Here is a 17,297-nt window from a genome sequence, read left to right as displayed (position 1 = left end):
GGTGTCTCCTTAGAATAATTCACTGTCATCGCTGAAAATATCATCTAACTCTTTATCCACTTTAACGCGGATTTCGTGGTCAATTTTCACATTGATATTGATAGTAATCGGCTCCTTCGTTTCTACTTGCACTTTATGTGTGCAAGCACCCAACGAAATACATGCCATCGCTAGCCACACTATTTTCACTGTACACCGCCTTGTTTAATTTTGTGTTCAATTTGATTCTGTACTGAATCTGTCAACCTAAGTGAGCGTAATAAGGTTAAGACATTTTCCTCATGATGGTAATTAAAATTAACCGCCTGTTGTTGATTTGGGTTTTTGCCTAAAATAGCTAAGTCTAACAACAATAAGCCGTCTGAGTTTAATGTTACGTTACTGCTTAACTGCTCAAACTGTAAATCTCTTAAGTAGTTTAATTCAGATTGTTGTTCAGCAATCGAGTCAAATGCCGGATTACCGTCAATTTTTAGGGTCCCTGGCCCCTCACTTTTTAATAGTCCATCATCAATATGCACTTCATTGTTATTTACGCTCATAGGTAGGATACCCGAAACGCTTCCGGTCACATTGATGCCTGATTGCTGCTGCAATGCCACTACCTTTGCCAAACTAATATCATTTACCGTCACTTGAGTATGTTGGTTACGTTTATCTAACCATAATTCACTTACGTTAAATGTTCCGCCTAATATATCACCACGGGCATGGTTAATTTTGGCCTTGCTGTTATGTAAAACATATTCAATTTCGATATTTTCAATTGGTACGCCTGCGTTAACGCTTTCGATATGTAATGTGCTCTTATCTAGCTGAAGACCTGCTGAATTAAACTGAATATGTCCTGTGGTAACTGCCCCCTTTGCCGTGTATTCATTATACTTTAGCGCACCGTTCGCAAGGGCAAACTTACCGTCGAACGTGGATCCCTGAAGCTCAAAAAGTCCGTTCAGGTTAAGCATACCTTCTTGCAATGTCAGTTCTGGCATAAACCGATTAACAACACTCTGAAAATTACTGATGGCTTGTTGCTCAGCGCTAACAGTTAACGTTTGTTGTTGCTGATGTATATTCATGTGAATTGCTTCATCAACTATCAGGTCATGCTCGCTGACTAGGGATTTATCTTGAAGATCACCTGCTATTGCGTGTGTGGCAAAAAGTGATGCAAAGGTTAAGTACTGATCTTCATCAAGGTTTAATGCAATGCCATTGATACGGGTGCTGCCGGTCAAATCTATTTTACGCAATTGGCTGATTTTACCGCTCAGTTGATTGTTTAGCTTGTTGACTAACAGCGTATCGCGCTTTACTTGCGTTAAGTGCGTATTTAACGACGCTGTCAGGTTTTGTTTATGGTGGCCCTGCAAAATGATGTCAGCATCTACTGCTTTTACCGTAATGGGAACAGGTTCAATATCAGACGAGGTTGGGGCGGGGCGATAGGCGGCATTTTTTGCTTGTACATTAAGTGTTAGTGCAACGCCATCGGATAAGGATATCGCGCCTTGGATATTCGCTGATAGTGCTTGAGCTGACAGGTTATATTGTGAAATGCGCGGGGCTTTTAGCGCAATGTTAATATTTTCGAGTGCCCATGCTTGGCCTATAAGATTCAGAGCTGAGTGTGAGGTTAGTTCCAGCGTATTAAAAGCAGTCTCCTTTGCTTTGCCATTTATTTCATTGGTCTTAATGTGTACAGAGCCTTCAAGATTTACTTGGCTTGAAATCTGAATTGGCTCTTGTGCGTTTGCTAACACAATTCGTGATTCTGCTAACGTGAGCGTGAGAGCATCGCTGGTTATTAAAATAGAGGGCACTATCACAGTTTGCTGATTGACCCTAAGTGGCTCAGAGAGCTCTACAGTAAACTCGTTAGGCAGATCAAAAGGTATTTGAGGGGATACGGTGACGCACTCGTTGTTTAACTTTGAATGTATGCGCAATTTCGTTAGATCTAAACCAATCGATTGGCTTATCAAAGAAGCATCGATTCCTAACTGACCGTTAATACGAGAACCTAATGAACACGGCTCAAATGTATAGTCAAAATGACTGGCAAGCTGATGTTTTGAGGTGATAACAGAACCATCAAATAGAATATGGCTGCTAATAGGGGCATTCATAAATGTCTGCTGATTCAAGACTGGCTCAAGAGACGCTAGCGTTTGCGCATCTAGCGGGATCTTGTCAACAACCTCAGATAACCTCCAATTAATATCACCTTCAATGACGGTTTTGTTATGCGTTGTGTCGTTCTTTTTGTTCAGCACAAGTGTCGCCTGTACATCGCCCGTTAATGTCAAAGAATGCGCTGTGGGTTGCCCCAGGCTAAAATTTATGGGGTGGTTAATCAGTTCGCTTTTAAAGGTTACATTATCAATTTGTAAGCGTGGCAAATTGGCTGGTAACTGCCATTGATTCAAATCTAGCGGCGATACAACTGCCGGGCTTACGTCTGCGCTGTTTTGCTTGATATGTTCAACGCTAAGTGAGTCGATAAATACGCTGTTTTGCTGGCGTGAAAAGTGTGCATTGTGAATATCGACCGTTAAGCCTGGCATGTGAATACATGCTTGTTCTATATGGACGTTAAGACGACTACTTATGTCGAATGCAAGGCAATTGACCTTAATCGATTGCTCGTTGGCATATCGCTCGATAAAAAAAACGGTTAGCGAGTTTCTGAAAACATAGGCGGTAATCAGCGAGAAGAGTAAAAACGTGAGGCAAACTATTGGTAAGAGGTAGCGCTTTTTTGAAAACAATTTACCCACAGAAGACAGCCTATCTAAAACAAAATGAATGGCTGTACATTAACAAATAAAGTGGGAATTGATCTAAAAAATATATGACGTTCTTTGTGCTTACCTAGCGTAAACACAAAGAATGAATTTGTATCTTATACCATTCCACGTTAATAAGTGATCACTTATTAACGTGGATTGGTATTACTCTAATCAGACGCTGAGCGACGAGGGCTAGCGTTTTTAGGGCCGTTGCCTCTTCGTTTACTAGAGTAATGGCCGCGAGCATTATCACCAGAGCGTTGCCCATCTCTGTGTTGAACGCGAGGTTTTTTGGGCTTTTTAGGCTTGATGGGTCTGTTATCTAAGCGTGACTCAGGCAAGTCATGAACAGGTGCAAACCCTTCAATTCCCTTGCGTGGAATAATTTGTTTAGTAAAACGCTCAATGTCGGCCAACAATGAAAATTCGTCTGCGGTTACTAATGAAATCGCTTGGCCACTTGCACCAGCACGACCTGTGCGACCGATTCTGTGAACATAGTCTTCTGCAACATTCGGCAAGTCATAGTTTACGACTTGGGGTAACTGACTAATGTCTAGTCCGCGCGCAGCGATATCTGTAGCGACTAACGCCCGTACTTTTCCACTTTTAAACTCTGCCAATGCTTTTGTGCGTGCACCTTGGCTCTTGTTACCGTGAATGGCAGCTGAGGTGATGCCTCGTGCTTCAAGTTGTTTTGCGATACGATTGGCGCCGTGTTTCGTGCGGCTGAAAACCAATACTTGCTGCCAATCGTTATCTTTGATCATACGGATCAAGGCAGGTGTTTTTTGATTCTTATCGACCGGACAAATAGATTGCTCAACGGCTTCTACCGTCGTGTTTGGCGGAGACACTGAGACTTCAACAGGGTTGTTCACTAAGCCTTTGGCTAAGGCGCGAATATCGTCCGAGAAGGTTGCTGAAAACAGAAGATTTTGACGTTTCGCAGGAAGCAGCTTTAACACCTTTTTGATGTCATGAATAAAGCCCATATCTAACATACGGTCAGCTTCATCAAGTACAAGCACTTCAAGATCGTCAAATCGAACAGCGTTTTGATTATATAGATCCAATAAGCGACCGGGTGTGGCGACTAAAATATCAACGCCCTTACGAAGCTTAATCATTTGTGGATTAATGCCTACTCCACCAAATACTACCGCTGAACGTAGCGGTAAATCTTTGCCATAATCGACGACACTGGCACCAACTTGAGCGGCTAGTTCGCGAGTAGGCGTTAATACAAGCGCTCGGGCTTGGTTACCACGGGCATGCTTGCCACGATTAAGCAATTCGAGCAAAGGGAGAGTAAACCCCGCAGTCTTACCTGTGCCAGTCTGTGCGGCTGCCATAATATCTTTACCTTCTAGTATGGCAGGAATAGCTTGTGCTTGAATGGGCGATGGGTCGGTGTAGCCTTTGGCTGTAACGGCAGACAAAATGGCGGGGGATAAGCCTAAATCGGCAAAACTCATATTTTACTCGCTGGTCGTGAATTAATTATCAAAGTCTATGCTGCTTTTTCAAGCATTATAGAGAGGGCGCGAGGATACAGCATATCCCGTGATTAGCAATCTAGAATATAAAAAAACCGCTGCTAGCAGTGCTAACAGCGGTTTTTGTTATTTCAACTAGCGCGATTTAGCGCGGTGAAATCAGTCTTGTGCTGTAGGACGCGTAGCAGGTGCAGTTGCACGAGTTGACGCAGCAACCATAGCCGCTGAGCGACCAGATGCTTTCACTGAAGGCCTAGCATCGTCAGCTAACGAACCTATTTCTAGCGTATTAAACACATGTTCAACAGTAGCCGGTGTTGCCATAGGATGTGAAGCCTTCGCTTTAGCAACCGTTGCACTTACTTTTTCAGCTGTTGCACTTACCTTTTCAGCTTTAGGCGCGCTTTTCTTCGCTTTAGCTTTAGTCGGCTTGTGGTGTTCCTGTTTCGTCTCTTTGTGTTCAGACTCTTCATGAGCGGCAGACTCTTCATGAGCGGCAGGCGCTTCATTAGTAGATGCTTCAACAGCAGATGCGTTGTCAGTAGCAGGCGCGTCAGATTCTACGCGCGCTTGTGGCTCAACAGGCGCTTCTTGGGTTGCGGGCACTTCATTTTCTGCAGAAGCGTTAGGTGCATCAGACGGTGAAACTTGTTCCGTTGATGCAGGCTTAACCACTGGTTGTCTATCTTCAGATTGAACCGCAGTCACTTCAGGTGCTTTAGGTTTATCTTCCCCTTTCGAGATTGTATCTTCGGGTTGAGAAAGTAAATCACCTTGAGCAGGCGCAGGTGCAGCAACATCAGCACTTACCGTCGTATCAGATGCTTGCTGTGGTGCCTGTTCTACAGACTCTGCAATGGCTTGCTCAGTTTGCACTGGAGCGGCTTGCGCTTGTGGGTCGTCAAACTGCAACTCATCTTGCTTCGCTGATTGGTCTTCATTGTCGCTTTGAGACGCTTGCGCATCTTCATCTTTACGACGCTTTTGACCGGCAGCACGAATATGGCGAGGTGAACGGCGACTACGAGTACGCTGGGTTGTATTCTCACTTTTTTCGTTATCTTGAGTGTCGCTAGACTCAGGTTTAGCTGGATCCTCATGCGTTTCATGGGTTGCTTCTTGAGCACGCTTTTCTTTGCCCTTTGCTTTAGGCTTTTTCGGTGAATCATCACTGTGAGCTGGAGCCGATACAGGCACTTGTGTATCAACGGTTGCAGCTTCATTGTGCGCACTAGTTTGTTCAATGTTTTTCGGTACATTAGCTTCAACAGGGGCTGACGATTGGTTGACCGTAGATGCTTTCACATCTGAACCGTTTGCTTGAGTGCTATTGCTCGTTACCTGTTCTTTAGTGTCATCGACACGCACGCTACGTCTATTATCACGACGTTTACGACGCTCAGCTACCTTATGCTCTTTTACTTCTTTACGCGGCGCTGAAGGTTTCTGCTCTTTCTTTTGATCCGGCGTGTTATTTGTCGAATCTTTTGCCGTTTTATTGTCGTTACGAGGTTTACGATTATCGTTGCGACGAGGCTTGCGATTATTTGGCTTCTCATTACCGTCACGACTGTCCGCTTTTTCACCACGACTTTCACTACGATTGTCGTTACGACCTTCAGAGCGATTATCACCTTGTTTACCACGACGTGGGTTGTTGCGGTTGCGACGTTGCTGAGGTTTACGTTGCGGTTTAACTTCAGGCTCTGGCTCAGGTTGCGGCGCAGGCGCAAACAATGATTTTAGCCAACTGGCAATTTTAGTTAACAAAGAAACACTTTCAACCTCGGTTGCTTTCGCTCCTTGAGTTTGAGCCGGCGCTGCTTTTGCAGGCGAAACAAAACTTTGAAGTGCAGGCTGTTCCTTAACCGGAGTGGCAGTGACTGCTTTATCCGCTTCAGTGTCTTCGTTTTTCATCAACTCGACGTTATAGCTCATGTCGTGTATTGCATCGTCAGGGCGACGACGCGCAACGTGATAATGTGGCGTTTCCATATTCGGATTAGGAATAATAACTAGCTGCACTTTATGACGTTTTTCAACGCTGGCAACGGCGCCACGCTTTTCATTCAATAGGTAAGTCGCAACATTGACAGGAAGCTGAGCTTCAATCTGACCTGTATTATCTTTGATGCTTTCCTCTTCCATGATGCGTAGTACAGATAACGCTAATGATTCGGTCCCGCGAACAGTACCGTGGCCGCTACAACGCGGACATACATTGTGGGCAGAGTCACCCAATGATGGGCGTAAACGTTGGCGCGACATTTCCAGTAAGCCAAAGCGAGAAATACGGCCGAGTTGAACACGAGCGCGATCGTGTCGTACGGCATCTTTCATTCGATTTTCAACTTCACGTTGATGGCGAACAGGTGTCATGTCGATGAAGTCGATCACAACCAAACCGCCTAAATCGCGAAGGCGCAATTGACGGGCGATTTCATCGGCAGCTTCAAGATTGGTATTAAATGCGGTTTCCTCAATATCGCTGCCTTTGGTGGCACGAGCTGAGTTGATATCAATTGATGTAAGCGCTTCGGTAGGGTCGATAACAATCGAGCCACCTGACGGTAAGCGTACTTCACGTTGGAACGCTGACTCGATTTGGCTTTCGATTTGGTAGTGGCTGAATAAAGGCACATCCCCACGATACAGTTTTACACGATTAGCAAAGTCGGGGCGAACCAACTCAATGTGCTTCATCGCTTGTTCGTAAATGCTGGTTTTATCAATCAGAATTTCACCAATATCGCGACGTAAATAGTCACGTATAGCACGCACGATAACATTGCTTTCTTGGTGGATTAAAAACGGAGCAGGGCGCGAATCAGCGGCTTCTGAAATGGCTGTCCAATGGGTTAACAAAACGCTTAAATCCCATTGTAACTCTTCGGCCGATTTACCCACACCAGCAGTACGCACAATTAAACCCATGCCATCAGGTAAGGTTAAGTTGCTTAGCGCTTGTTTAAGATCAGTACGTTCATCACCTTCGATACGGCGGGAAATACCGCCTGCTCTTGGGTTATTCGGCATCAGTACTAAGTAGCTACCGGCTAAACTGATAAAGGTTGTTAGTGCTGCGCCTTTTTGGCCGCGCTCTTCTTTATCAATTTGAATAATGACTTCTTGACCTTCTTTGATGACATCCTTGATGTTTGGACGGCCTTCAAATTTGTAACCTTGGGGGAAGTAAGTGCGTGCGATTTCTTTTAAAGGCAGGAAACCGTGACGCTCTGCGCCATAGTCGACAAAAGCTGCTTCTAAACTGGGTTCGACGCGGGTAATAGTGCCTTTATATATATTGGCTTTTTTCTGTTCATGGCCTGGGCTTTCAATGTCTAAATCGTAAAGCTTCTGACCATCAACGAGGGCAACACGCAACTCTTCTTGCTGGGTTGCATTGATTAACATTCTTTTCATTCTTATTGACTCGGTGGTGTACCGATCGCCACGGATGAAAGACATGCGTTGAGTTTCGACAATTTTTTGTCATGCAGCCTCTCGGCTGTATTTAACTAATTTTAAGTTTTTGCCTAAGTACCTTATGCGTTATTTAACGCATAATTATATTAAATACTTCCCACTTGGGTGTCAGTTTCGGCTGCTTCTGACATCTGTAAATTCGTTTCTTAAAACGGTTAATACTCGGTGGTTATGCGTTGAAAAAATTGGGCATAACAAACCCAGTATGTTGTCAATTCAATTACATTCTTTACATCGGCCGCGATCAAATAGTTATTTATCATCGCTGATGTTTTGGTTCTGTTTTATCACATTTACGAAAAGTTACTCACTTCGCAATCGATAGGGCAGTATTAAACGACTAATTTGTGTCGCACTGCTACCAGAACGGATTATTACATCTGTTTGTCTTGCTCGGTAATAACCTTTAGCAAGACTGGCGCATTATCACATTAAAATCTAAACGCTGGCAAGCGAATAAAGTGCTGGTCATACATGGGGGGATTCCAGTTATAATACTCTGATGATTACAGATACCACATTCCAGAAAGTTCAATTTATTGAAATAGAGCCAGACCTTGAGGGTCAGCGCATCGATAACTTTTTACGTACCCTATTAAAAGGGGTGCCTAAAAGCCTTATATATCGCATTGTGCGTAAAGGCGAAATAAGAGTAAATAAGAAGCGAGTGAAGCCTGAATATAAACTTCAGGCTCATGATCAATTACGTATTCCTCCCATTCGTGTATCAGAACCTAATGCAGCACCATCAACTAAATTAGATAAAGTGGCGTCACTTGAGTCGCACATTTTATTCGAAGACGATTTACTCATCGTGTTAAACAAGCCTTCTGGCATGGCTGTCCACGGTGGTAGTGGTTTGAGTTTTGGGGTCATCGAAGCGCTTCGTGCTTTGCGTCCCCAAGCGCGATTTTTAGAATTAGTCCACCGATTAGACAGAGATACATCCGGTTGCTTGGTGATTGCTAAAAAACGTTCTGCCCTTAAAAATTTGCATGAACAATTGCGCGATAAAAAAATGGACAAGCGCTATCACGCTTTGGTTGTTGGCGAATGGCCGGAAAATCGGTACAAGGTAAACGCCCCGTTATTGAAAAACATTTTAAAGTCAGGTGAGCGTTTAGTGTCTGTTGATAGTGAAGGAAAACCTTCAGAAACACGCTTTCGCGTATTAGAGAGATATGTCGGTGCAACGTTAGTAGAAGCATCTCCCATTACAGGACGAACACACCAGATTCGTGTGCATTGCCTACATGCTGGCCACCCCATTGCCTGCGATGATAAATACGGTGACGGGGAATTTACCGAATTGATGAATAAAAAAGGGCTTAAGCGTTTATTTTTGCATGCATATTCATTGGCTTTTATTCACCCTAAAACGGAAGAACGGGTAAGTTTTCAAGCGCCACTTGATCAACAATTGCACAAGGCGCTAAGTGCGTTAGAAACGCGTAATTAATCATTAAGACATGATGTCATTATAAGAAATGGTAAAAGGTTTAATTTTTCATGAAGATACTTGTAACCGGTGGGGCCGGATTTATCGGCAGCGCTGTCGTGAGGCACTTATTAGAGAACACACAAGATAGTGTGATCAATGTGGATGTTTTAACTTACGCGGGGAATACCGAGTCAATCCCTGATGAGCTGAAAAGCGACAGGTATACTTTTGAGCAGGTGGATATCTGTGATGCAGCAGAAATTAAACGCGTGTTTGAGACGCATCAACCAGATGCTGTCATGCATTTAGCCGCAGAATCTCATGTTGACCGCTCAATTGATGGGCCAGACGCTTTTATTCAAACCAATGTGGTAGGCACTTATACGTTACTCGATGCTGCCCGTGAATATTGGCAGAACCTATCACAAGCGCGCAAAGCACAATTCCTCTTTCATCATATATCTACCGATGAAGTGTACGGCGATTTGCCGCACCCAGATGAGTGGCCTTCTGGCAGTGAGTTACCCTTATTTACTGAAGATACGCCTTATGCGCCAAGCTCTCCTTATTCTGCGAGTAAAGCCAGTTCCGATCATTTAGTCAGAAGTTGGCAACGTACTTATGGCCTGCCTACGGTCATTACTAATTGTTCAAATAATTATGGTCCATATCATTTCCCCGAGAAATTGGTGCCTCACGTAATTTTAAATGCGCTAGCGGGTAAGCCACTACCAGTGTATGGAGACGGTAGCCAAATACGAGATTGGCTGTTTGTTGAAGATCACGCTCGGGCCTTATGTGTCGTGGTGAAATCAGGCAGAGTAGGGGAAACCTTTAACATCGGTGGTCACAACGAAAAACGCAATTTAGATGTGGTACGTACTATTTGTACTTTGTTAGATGAATTAGCGCCAGAGCAAAGATCACCTGATATATCCGCGTACGCTGATTTAATTACATTTGTAAAAGACCGCCCAGGGCATGATGCACGTTATGCCATCGACGCTAGCCATATTCAAAAAGAACTAGGCTGGGCTCCAGAAGAAGATTTCGTTTCTGGTATGCGCAAAACAGTGCAGTGGTACCTTGCAAATGAATCTTGGTGGCAACGCGTTCTTACAGGGAAGTACAAATTAGGCCGTTTAGGTAAAGGAGAATAATGATGACTAATCACATGGCTCAATATAAAGGTATCATTTTGGCGGGTGGTTCGGGCTCTCGTTTACACCCCATTACTCAAGGTACATCAAAGCAATTATTACCCATTTATGATAAGCCGATGATTTATTATCCGCTTTCAGTACTGATGCTCGCAGGTATTCGTGAAGTGATGATTATCACAACGCCCGAAGACAAAGAAAACTTTCAACGTTTGTTAGGCGATGGTAGTCATTTTGGTGTTGAGATTGAGTATGCCGTACAACCTAGTCCTGATGGACTTGCTCAAGCTTTTATCATTGCCGAAGAGTTTATCGGTGACGCGAATGTAAGTTTGGTGTTAGGGGATAACATATTTTACGGTCAGCACTTTTCCGATAAGTTAAAAGATGCGACCCAAGTCACAAAAGGCGCAACCGTTTTTGGCTATCATGTAACCGACCCAGAGCGCTTTGGTGTGGTTGAATTTGATAAAGATAAAAAAGCCGTCAGTATTGAAGAGAAGCCACTTGCCCCTAAATCGCAGTACGCGGTAACGGGTCTGTACTTTTACGATAATGATGTCATTGACATTGCAAAAAACATTCAACCTTCACATCGAGGCGAATTGGAAATTACCGACGTAAATTTGGCCTATTTAAATCGAGGTGATCTTAACGTTTCTTTATTGGGACGTGGATTTGCTTGGCTCGATACCGGTACCCATGATTCTCTACTAGATGCTGGGCAATTTGTGCAAACTGTTGAGCACCGACAAGGCCTTAAAGTGGCCTGTTTAGAAGAAATTGCCTTTCGCAACAAATGGATAAGCAAAGAACAATTAGTTGCGCAGGGTAACAGCCTCGCCAAAACGGGGTACGGGCAATACTTACTGAACCTTGCCAACGGTTACGAATAACCCCCGATTCACTTATAGAGTTTTAGTATGCAAATTACCCAAACGCCACTCAATGACGTATTGATATTTGAACCCAAAGTTTTTGGCGATGAGCGAGGCTTTTTTATGGAGACCTTCCGCGCTGATCTTTTTACCGAGACAACCGGTGTGCAGACATTGGTTCAAGATAATCACAGTAAATCTCGTCAAGGGATCTTACGCGGCCTGCATTATCAGTTAGAACATACGCAAGGCAAATTAGTACGAGTGACACAAGGCAGTGTTTATGACGTTGTAGTGGATTTACGTCAATCGTCTTCTACCTTTGGACAATCATTTGGCCTTGAATTGTCAGTACAGAACAATAAACAGTTATGGGTACCCGCTGGTTTTGCCCATGGCTTTTATGTGACCAGTGAAACCGCTGAGTTTGTTTACAAGTGTAGCGATTATTATCACCCTCAATCCGAAGTGTCGATTCTATGGAATGACCCTGACCTTAATATTGAATGGCCTTTGGTAAATGGTGATGTACCAGCGTTATCAGAAAAGGATAAGGTTGGCTGCTTATTTAAAGATGCACCGAAATTCGACTAGCAACGCGTTTGTGAGCTTATTTTAAATTAATCAAAATATGGACATATTGTGAAAGTACTTATTACCGGTAAAAACGGTCAGTTAGGTTGGGAGCTGTGCCATCGTGCACCAAAAGCCGGAGTTGAAGTCTTTGCTTTTGGCAGTAGTGAGCTTGATATTACTCAATCAGGCGACGTTGCACAGGTATTCTCATTTGTAAAACCGGACGTTGTCATTAATTGCGCAGCCTATACCGCTGTCGATAAAGCAGAATCAGACCAAGAGAACGCTTATTTAGTAAATGAAACTGGCGCAGTTAATATTGCCAATGCGTGTAAAGACATTGGTGCTCGTTTACTGCATGTATCAACAGATTTTGTTTTCGACGGCACTAAACACTGCCCTTACACGATTACGGATACCCCTAATCCTCTTGGTGTGTACGGTGCATCAAAACTAGCAGGTGAGCTAGGCATACAAAACGTATTGCCAGAGGCTGTCATCGTGAGAACGGCTTGGGTATATTCAACCCATGGTAATAACTTCGTGAAAACCATGCTGCGGTTAATGCAAGAAAAGCCGCAGTTGGGCATTGTATCTGATCAAATCGGCACGCCTACCTATGCGGCCGGGTTAGCTCAATGGTTATGGGCTGTAGTGGGCCAAGGTGACATCAAGGGGATGTATCATTGGACCGATGCGGGCGTGGCCAGTTGGTACGACTTTGCGGTCGCGATCCAAGAATTAGCGTTAGAAAAAGGATTGTTGAAGCAAGCAATCCCAATCCTTCCAATTTACGCACAGCAATATCCAACGCCGGCAAAACGCCCGGTATTTTCTGTCATCGATAAAACCAGTGCCGAAAATGATACAGGTTTGCAAACTGTTCATTGGCGAAAACAGCTTGCTAGCATGTTAGAGCAACTAAAGTAGCGAGCGCTACTTTAGTTGGTTAGCCTGTTTTTTTTGAGAGCTTAGTTTTCAGGGCATTTATTTGAAATACGACACTTGGCTTAACGTTTATCGTTATTGGGCGAGGTGCTTATGCGGGCTGCATATAATCAAAGGCATCGATGTCGAATGACGTCAGAAGTTCTATTAGTGCAATAAGGGGAAGTCCAATGAGCGAATTCGGGTCGCGCCCTTGTAATGAAGAAAATAAAGCAATTCCCAGCCCCTCGCTTTTGAAGCTTCCAGCGCAATCATAAGGTTTTTCAAGGTCAAGGTATCGATTGATTTGCGCTACGCTGAGTTGTTTAAACGTTACATCAAACGTCTCCACCATAGTTTGCTGACGCCCAGTGTCGATATCTAATAAAGACAGGCCCGTATAAAAGGTGACAGTTTCAGTGCTTAACATTTTAAGCTGCTCAATTGCCTTGGTCTTATTTCCAGGCTTTCCTAAAATCGTTCCTTTCGCAAAGGCCACCTGGTCTGAACCGATAATTAGGCCTTTATGAGATTTGGCTATTGACTGGGCTTTTTCTGCGGCTAATCGCTGCACTAACTCGTCAGCTGTTTCACTTTTGAGCGGGGTTTCATCTATGTTTGGTGCAGCGCATGAAAAGGGGATACATAGTTTCTCAAGAATAGTTCTTCGATAAGGTGAGGTTGATGCAAGAATTAGTTTCATCAAATAGGCGACCTGTATTATTATTGATGGCCGACATAAAAGCATAAATTGCTTATTTTACATAGGACTTAAAATTATATTTTCTTTGACTAAAACCATTTCAGCCTTTATGATGCGCGCGCTATGCAGAAAGTAAAATTACCTAAACAACTCGATCCAATCAAAAGTGCAACAAAACGCTCTGAATATCAGGGGGTAATGTTAACGGCTGATATGCCGAGATTGCTAAGTACGGTTGCTGGCGTAGACGATGAAGTTGATATCGAAGTGAAGTTTTTGAAAGACGAGCAGGGTCTTTCCTACTTCGAAGGTCAAATTCGTTGTGAAACATCACTTGTCTGTCAAAGATGTAATGGTGTTTTTACTCATCCTTTAGATGTGTCTTTTTGTTTCAGTCCTGTGCAGGGACTGGATGATGAAAAGGCCGATGAGTTACCGGATATTTACGACCCGGTAGAGGTCAATGACCACGGAGAAGTCAATTTACTTCAAATTTTTGAAGACGAAATGATCATCTCTTTGCCCATTGTTGCCCTTCATGCAGAGGAGGATTGTGACATTAAGGCAGAGGATATGACGTTCGGAAAAATTGAACCGGTCGATGAACGTCCAAACCCGTTCGCGGTTTTGAAAGAACTTAAGCGAGACTAGGAGCAAACTAATGGCAGTACAAAAGAATCGTAAAACTCGTTCTAAACGTGGCATGCGTCGTTCGCATGATTCGTTGGGAACTGCGACTATGTCTGTAGATTCTACATCAGGTGAGACGCACGTTCGTCATCACGTTACAGCTGATGGTTACTACAAAGGCAAAAAAGTTCTCTCATTATAATTTGAGATAACTTTGCGTCATCTAACCTTAGCGTTAGATATTATGGGGGGCGATAACGGCCCCCATATTATTCTATCCGCAGCCTTAAAAGCACTGAATGAATTTCCTCAACTCAATTTCGTCTTTTGCGGTGACGAAGGTGTCATCACATCTTGGTTAAAACAACACTCTTCTTCTTTATCTAATCGTTATTCCATTGTTCATTGTGACCAGCAAGTTTTGATGGACGATAATCCTGTTACAGCGCTTCGCCACAAGAAAGATTCATCTATGGCCTGTGCGATCAAGCACGTAAAAAATGGTCAGGCAGATGCCTGTGTTAGTGCCGGCAATACAGGTGCTTTGCTCGCAATAGCATGCTCTCAACTTAAGACTCTTGCCGGAGTAAATCGTCCAGCTTTGGTGTCTAGTTTACCCACAGCTAAAGGTCAAAAGGCGTATTTGTTAGATTTAGGCGCAACTGTGCAAAGCGATGCGCAAACGTTATTACAAAACGCCGTTATGGGCTCTGTTTTAGCTCAAGAGATTGGGGGCATAGAACGGCCGAGAGTAGCGATTCTGAATGTCGGTGAGGAGCAAATTAAAGGCCCGGCTAGCATCAAGCAAGCAAGCCGCTTATTGGCCGACAGCGAGCACATCAATTATATCGGTTTTGTTGAAGGTGATGATATATTCAACGATATTGCAGATGTAATTGTAACGGACGGTTTCTCAGGAAATATTGCCCTGAAATCATGCGAAGGGTTAGTTAAACTACTGATAGAACAGATAAAACGTGACGCTAGGCGGAACTTTTTGAGTAAAATCATGGCAAAATTGGCGATGCCTTTATTACGCCGGCTTTATTTACGAGTGAACCCCGACCAGTATAACGGTGCGAGTCTGATAGGATTGCGCGGAATTGTGGTCAAGAGCCACGGAAATGCCTCTGATGAGGCTTTTTTGTATGCGATCCGCGAAGCGGTTCAAGAAGCCAATAGGCAAGTTCCCACAAAAATTAAAGATAAGATAGAAAACCTCTTGATGGAGCGCTCTTAATAAATGAATTCTAGAATAATTGGTACCGGTAGTTATTATCCAAGCGACGTGCGCACCAACGCAGATTTGTCCTTGATGGTGGATACCTCAGACGAGTGGATCACGGACCGTACGGGTATTAAAGAACGCCGTATCATTGGCGAACACGAAACTGCCGCCACTATGGGTGCTGAAGCGAGTAAAAAAGCGCTAGAAGCGGCGGGTATAGACGCCAAATCTTTGGACATGATTGTGTGTGCAACAACCAGTGGACGCTATGCATTACCCAGTACAGCCTGTGAAATTCAAAAAGCCTTAGATATAGATGGCATTCCAGCATTTGATGTTGCCGCAGCATGTGCTGGTTACTGTTATGCCTTGAGCGTGGCTGATCAATACATTAAATCTGGTATGGCAAAGCGTATTCTCGTGGTCGGCACCGATTGTTTAAGCCGAATGATAAGCCCCGAAGATCGCACCATGGTAATATTATTTGGTGACGCGGCCGGTGCAACGATTATTGAAGCAAGTGAAGAGCCGGGCATACTTTCTACTCATATTCATGCCGCAGGCTCCTACGGCGATCTGCTGGCTATTGGTAACCCAACCCGTGGGGATGAGTTATCTATCCATGAAAACTGGGGAACAATGAAGGGCAACGAAGTATTCAGAGTCGCGGTAACTAAACTGAGTGAAGTGGTCGAAGAAACACTAGCGGCGAACAATATGCAAAAGTCTGAGTTAGACTGGCTTGTTCCTCATCAGGCTAATTTCCGCATTATAAAGGCAACCGCCAAAAAATTAGATATGTCTCTCGATCAGGTTGTGCTGACCTTAGAACGATATGGCAATACTTCAGCGGCAACTGTGCCTACTGCACTTGATGAAGCGATCAGAGACGGACGTATCAAACGCGGCCAAAACTTATTGTTAGAAGCATTCGGCGGTGGTTTCGCTTGGGCATCGGCATTGGTGCGCTATTAACCTTCGTGCTTCGGTTCAAGTCGTAATAAATATTTTAGTGAGAAAATGAAAGGAAGTTTTATGTCAAAACGCGCGTGGGTGTTCCCAGGTCAGGGGTCACAAACAGTGGGCATGTTGAAAGACTTAGCGGCAAATCATCCGCTAGTAGAAGAAACATTTAGCCGCGCAAGTAAAGTACTAGGCTATGATCTTTGGGATGTAGTGCAAAATGATAGTGCTCAAACATTAGGACAAACGCAGGTAACTCAGCCAGCTTTGTTAGCAGCTAGTTTTGCGATATTCCAGGTGTTAAAGGCGCAGAGCGTTAACATGCCACATTACTTGGCAGGTCATAGCTTAGGAGAATATTCTGCTCTGGTATGTGCAGGTGTTTTGTCATTTGAAGACGGTATTAAATTGGTTGAAGCACGTGGACAATTCATGCAACAGGCTGTACCTGAAGGGGTAGGGGCCATGTACGCCATTATTGGGCTTGATGATGCAAAAGTGATACAGGCATGTGAACAAGCTCAGAACGATACCCAACAAATCGTGTCAGCAGTTAATTTTAACTCTCCTGGCCAAATCGTTATTGCGGGTAATACAGCCGCTGCAGATAAAGCAGCCGAGTTGTGTAAAGAAGCTGGCGCGAAGCGTGCGCTGCCATTAGCTGTCAGTGTCCCGTCGCATTGTGCTTTAATGAAACCTGCAGCGGATAAGCTGGCTGTAATGTTTGATTCGGTTTCGTTTAATACTCCTTCAATTGGTGTGATAAACAATGTTGATGTGGCGATAGAGTCTAATGTTGAAAACATTAAGGCCGCATTATTACGCCAATTATACAGCCCAGTGCGCTGGACTGAGACAGTGCAAAAACTAGCATCTTTAGGTGTCAGCCAAATTCATGAAATTGGTCCAGGTAAGGTGTTAACTGGATTGATTAAACGCATTGATAAGTCGTTAAACTGCGAAGCGGTAAATAGCGCTGAAACAGTCTCCATTATTCAATAATATAGAGATAAC

15 protein-coding genes are annotated in these 17,297 nt (G+C 44.0%); 10 read left to right on the top strand and 5 right to left on the bottom strand.

Going from position 1 to position 17,297, the window contains the following annotated elements:
• Positions 1–9: 9 nt before the first annotated feature.
• The 4 genes from GCHA_RS09100 to rne form a co-directional block, all read right to left on the bottom strand.
• Positions 10–168, bottom strand: a complete 159-nt coding sequence (locus GCHA_RS09100; RefSeq protein ID WP_233075757.1) for a YnbE family lipoprotein — start codon at positions 166–168, stop codon at positions 10–12.
• Positions 169–185: 17 nt separating this feature from the next.
• Positions 186–2,780 (bottom strand): intermembrane phospholipid transport protein YdbH family protein, encoded by a 2,595-nt coding sequence (locus GCHA_RS09095; protein WP_437123585.1) that lies wholly within the window; start codon positions 2,778–2,780, stop codon positions 186–188.
• A 179-nt stretch (positions 2,781–2,959) separates the two neighbouring features.
• Positions 2,960–4,270, bottom strand: a complete 1,311-nt coding sequence (locus GCHA_RS09090; RefSeq protein WP_007987353.1) for a DEAD/DEAH box helicase — start codon at positions 4,268–4,270, stop codon at positions 2,960–2,962.
• 180 nt (positions 4,271–4,450) lie between these two features.
• Positions 4,451–7,705: a ribonuclease E gene (gene rne, locus GCHA_RS09085; protein ID WP_007987351.1), complete on the bottom strand. Its 3,255-nt coding sequence runs from the start codon at positions 7,703–7,705 to the stop codon at positions 4,451–4,453.
• A 574-nt stretch (positions 7,706–8,279) separates the two neighbouring features.
• On the opposite strand from rne, the gene rluC reads away from it, so the two are divergent.
• From rluC to rfbD, 5 genes are read left to right on the top strand one after another with little or no spacing between them, the layout of a single operon-like run.
• The gene (gene rluC, locus GCHA_RS09080; RefSeq protein WP_007987349.1) at positions 8,280–9,236 is read left to right on the top strand and encodes a 23S rRNA pseudouridine(955/2504/2580) synthase RluC; all 957 of its coding nucleotides are present in this window, start codon (positions 8,280–8,282) and stop codon (positions 9,234–9,236) included.
• A gap of 50 nt (positions 9,237–9,286) precedes the next feature.
• The gene (gene rfbB, locus GCHA_RS09075; RefSeq protein WP_007987346.1) at positions 9,287–10,378 is read left to right on the top strand and encodes a dTDP-glucose 4,6-dehydratase; all 1,092 of its coding nucleotides are present in this window, start codon (positions 9,287–9,289) and stop codon (positions 10,376–10,378) included.
• Positions 10,378–11,274: a glucose-1-phosphate thymidylyltransferase RfbA gene (gene rfbA / locus GCHA_RS09070; RefSeq protein ID WP_007987344.1), complete on the top strand. Its 897-nt coding sequence runs from the start codon at positions 10,378–10,380 to the stop codon at positions 11,272–11,274. Before rfbB ends, rfbA begins: the two co-directional genes overlap by 1 nt.
• 27 nt (positions 11,275–11,301) lie before the next feature.
• Entirely contained in the window at positions 11,302–11,850 is a 549-nt protein-coding gene (gene rfbC, locus GCHA_RS09065; RefSeq protein ID WP_007987341.1) for a dTDP-4-dehydrorhamnose 3,5-epimerase, read from the top strand.
• A 48-nt stretch (positions 11,851–11,898) separates the two neighbouring features.
• Positions 11,899–12,762 (top strand): dTDP-4-dehydrorhamnose reductase, encoded by an 864-nt coding sequence (gene rfbD, locus GCHA_RS09060; protein ID WP_007987340.1) that lies wholly within the window; start codon positions 11,899–11,901, stop codon positions 12,760–12,762.
• A 109-nt stretch (positions 12,763–12,871) separates the two neighbouring features.
• Here the strand turns inward: rfbD and GCHA_RS09055 are convergent, their stop codons facing one another.
• Positions 12,872–13,462, bottom strand: a complete 591-nt coding sequence (locus GCHA_RS09055) for a Maf family protein (RefSeq protein WP_007987338.1) — start codon at positions 13,460–13,462, stop codon at positions 12,872–12,874.
• Positions 13,463–13,585: 123 nt separating this feature from the next.
• On the opposite strand from GCHA_RS09055, the gene yceD reads away from it, so the two are divergent.
• Genes yceD through fabD form a run of 5 tightly spaced genes read left to right on the top strand, consistent with a single transcriptional unit; the run spans position 13,586 to position 17,285 of the window.
• Positions 13,586–14,113, top strand: a complete 528-nt coding sequence (gene yceD / locus GCHA_RS09050; RefSeq protein ID WP_006993865.1) for a 23S rRNA accumulation protein YceD — start codon at positions 13,586–13,588, stop codon at positions 14,111–14,113.
• Between the two features lie 10 nt (positions 14,114–14,123).
• Positions 14,124–14,294, top strand: coding sequence for a 50S ribosomal protein L32 (rpmF, locus tag GCHA_RS09045; RefSeq protein ID WP_013753767.1), 171 nt, complete (start codon positions 14,124–14,126; stop codon positions 14,292–14,294).
• A 12-nt stretch (positions 14,295–14,306) separates the two neighbouring features.
• The gene (gene plsX / locus GCHA_RS09040) at positions 14,307–15,332 is read left to right on the top strand and encodes a phosphate acyltransferase PlsX (protein ID WP_007987334.1); all 1,026 of its coding nucleotides are present in this window, start codon (positions 14,307–14,309) and stop codon (positions 15,330–15,332) included.
• A gap of 3 nt (positions 15,333–15,335) precedes the next feature.
• Positions 15,336–16,295 (top strand): beta-ketoacyl-ACP synthase III, encoded by a 960-nt coding sequence (locus GCHA_RS09035; protein ID WP_007987332.1) that lies wholly within the window; start codon positions 15,336–15,338, stop codon positions 16,293–16,295.
• A gap of 60 nt (positions 16,296–16,355) precedes the next feature.
• On the top strand, positions 16,356–17,285 hold the full coding sequence (gene fabD, locus GCHA_RS09030) for an ACP S-malonyltransferase (RefSeq protein ID WP_007987330.1): 930 nt from the start codon (positions 16,356–16,358) through the stop codon (positions 17,283–17,285).
• The last annotated feature ends 12 nt before the right edge of the window (positions 17,286–17,297 follow it).

This window comes from Paraglaciecola chathamensis S18K6 (assembly GCA_000314955.1).
Lineage (GTDB): Bacteria > Pseudomonadota > Gammaproteobacteria > Enterobacterales > Alteromonadaceae > Paraglaciecola > Paraglaciecola chathamensis.
This window is presented reverse-complemented; position numbering and strand designations above follow the sequence as displayed.

What these genes read in the sequence shown, in the direction of transcription:
- GCHA_RS09100 (WP_233075757.1), bottom strand. Translation starts at nt 168, where the DNA reads ATGGCATGTATTTCGTTGGGTGCTTGCACACATAAAGTGCAAGTAGAA.
- GCHA_RS09090 (WP_007987353.1), bottom strand. Translation starts at nt 4,270, where the DNA reads ATGAGTTTTGCCGATTTAGGCTTATCCCCCGCCATTTTGTCTGCCGTT.
- rne (WP_007987351.1), bottom strand. Translation starts at nt 7,705, where the DNA reads ATGTTAATCAATGCAACCCAGCAAGAAGAGTTGCGTGTTGCCCTCGTT.
- rluC (WP_007987349.1), top strand. Translation starts at nt 8,280, where the DNA reads ATGATTACAGATACCACATTCCAGAAAGTTCAATTTATTGAAATAGAG.
- rfbB (WP_007987346.1), top strand. Translation starts at nt 9,287, where the DNA reads ATGAAGATACTTGTAACCGGTGGGGCCGGATTTATCGGCAGCGCTGTC.
- rfbA (WP_007987344.1), top strand. Translation starts at nt 10,378, where the DNA reads ATGATGACTAATCACATGGCTCAATATAAAGGTATCATTTTGGCGGGT.
- rfbC (WP_007987341.1), top strand. Translation starts at nt 11,302, where the DNA reads ATGCAAATTACCCAAACGCCACTCAATGACGTATTGATATTTGAACCC.
- GCHA_RS09055 (WP_007987338.1), bottom strand. Translation starts at nt 13,462, where the DNA reads ATGAAACTAATTCTTGCATCAACCTCACCTTATCGAAGAACTATTCTT.
- yceD (WP_006993865.1), top strand. Translation starts at nt 13,586, where the DNA reads ATGCAGAAAGTAAAATTACCTAAACAACTCGATCCAATCAAAAGTGCA.
- rpmF (WP_013753767.1), top strand. Translation starts at nt 14,124, where the DNA reads ATGGCAGTACAAAAGAATCGTAAAACTCGTTCTAAACGTGGCATGCGT.
- GCHA_RS09035 (WP_007987332.1), top strand. Translation starts at nt 15,336, where the DNA reads ATGAATTCTAGAATAATTGGTACCGGTAGTTATTATCCAAGCGACGTG.
- fabD (WP_007987330.1), top strand. Translation starts at nt 16,356, where the DNA reads ATGTCAAAACGCGCGTGGGTGTTCCCAGGTCAGGGGTCACAAACAGTG.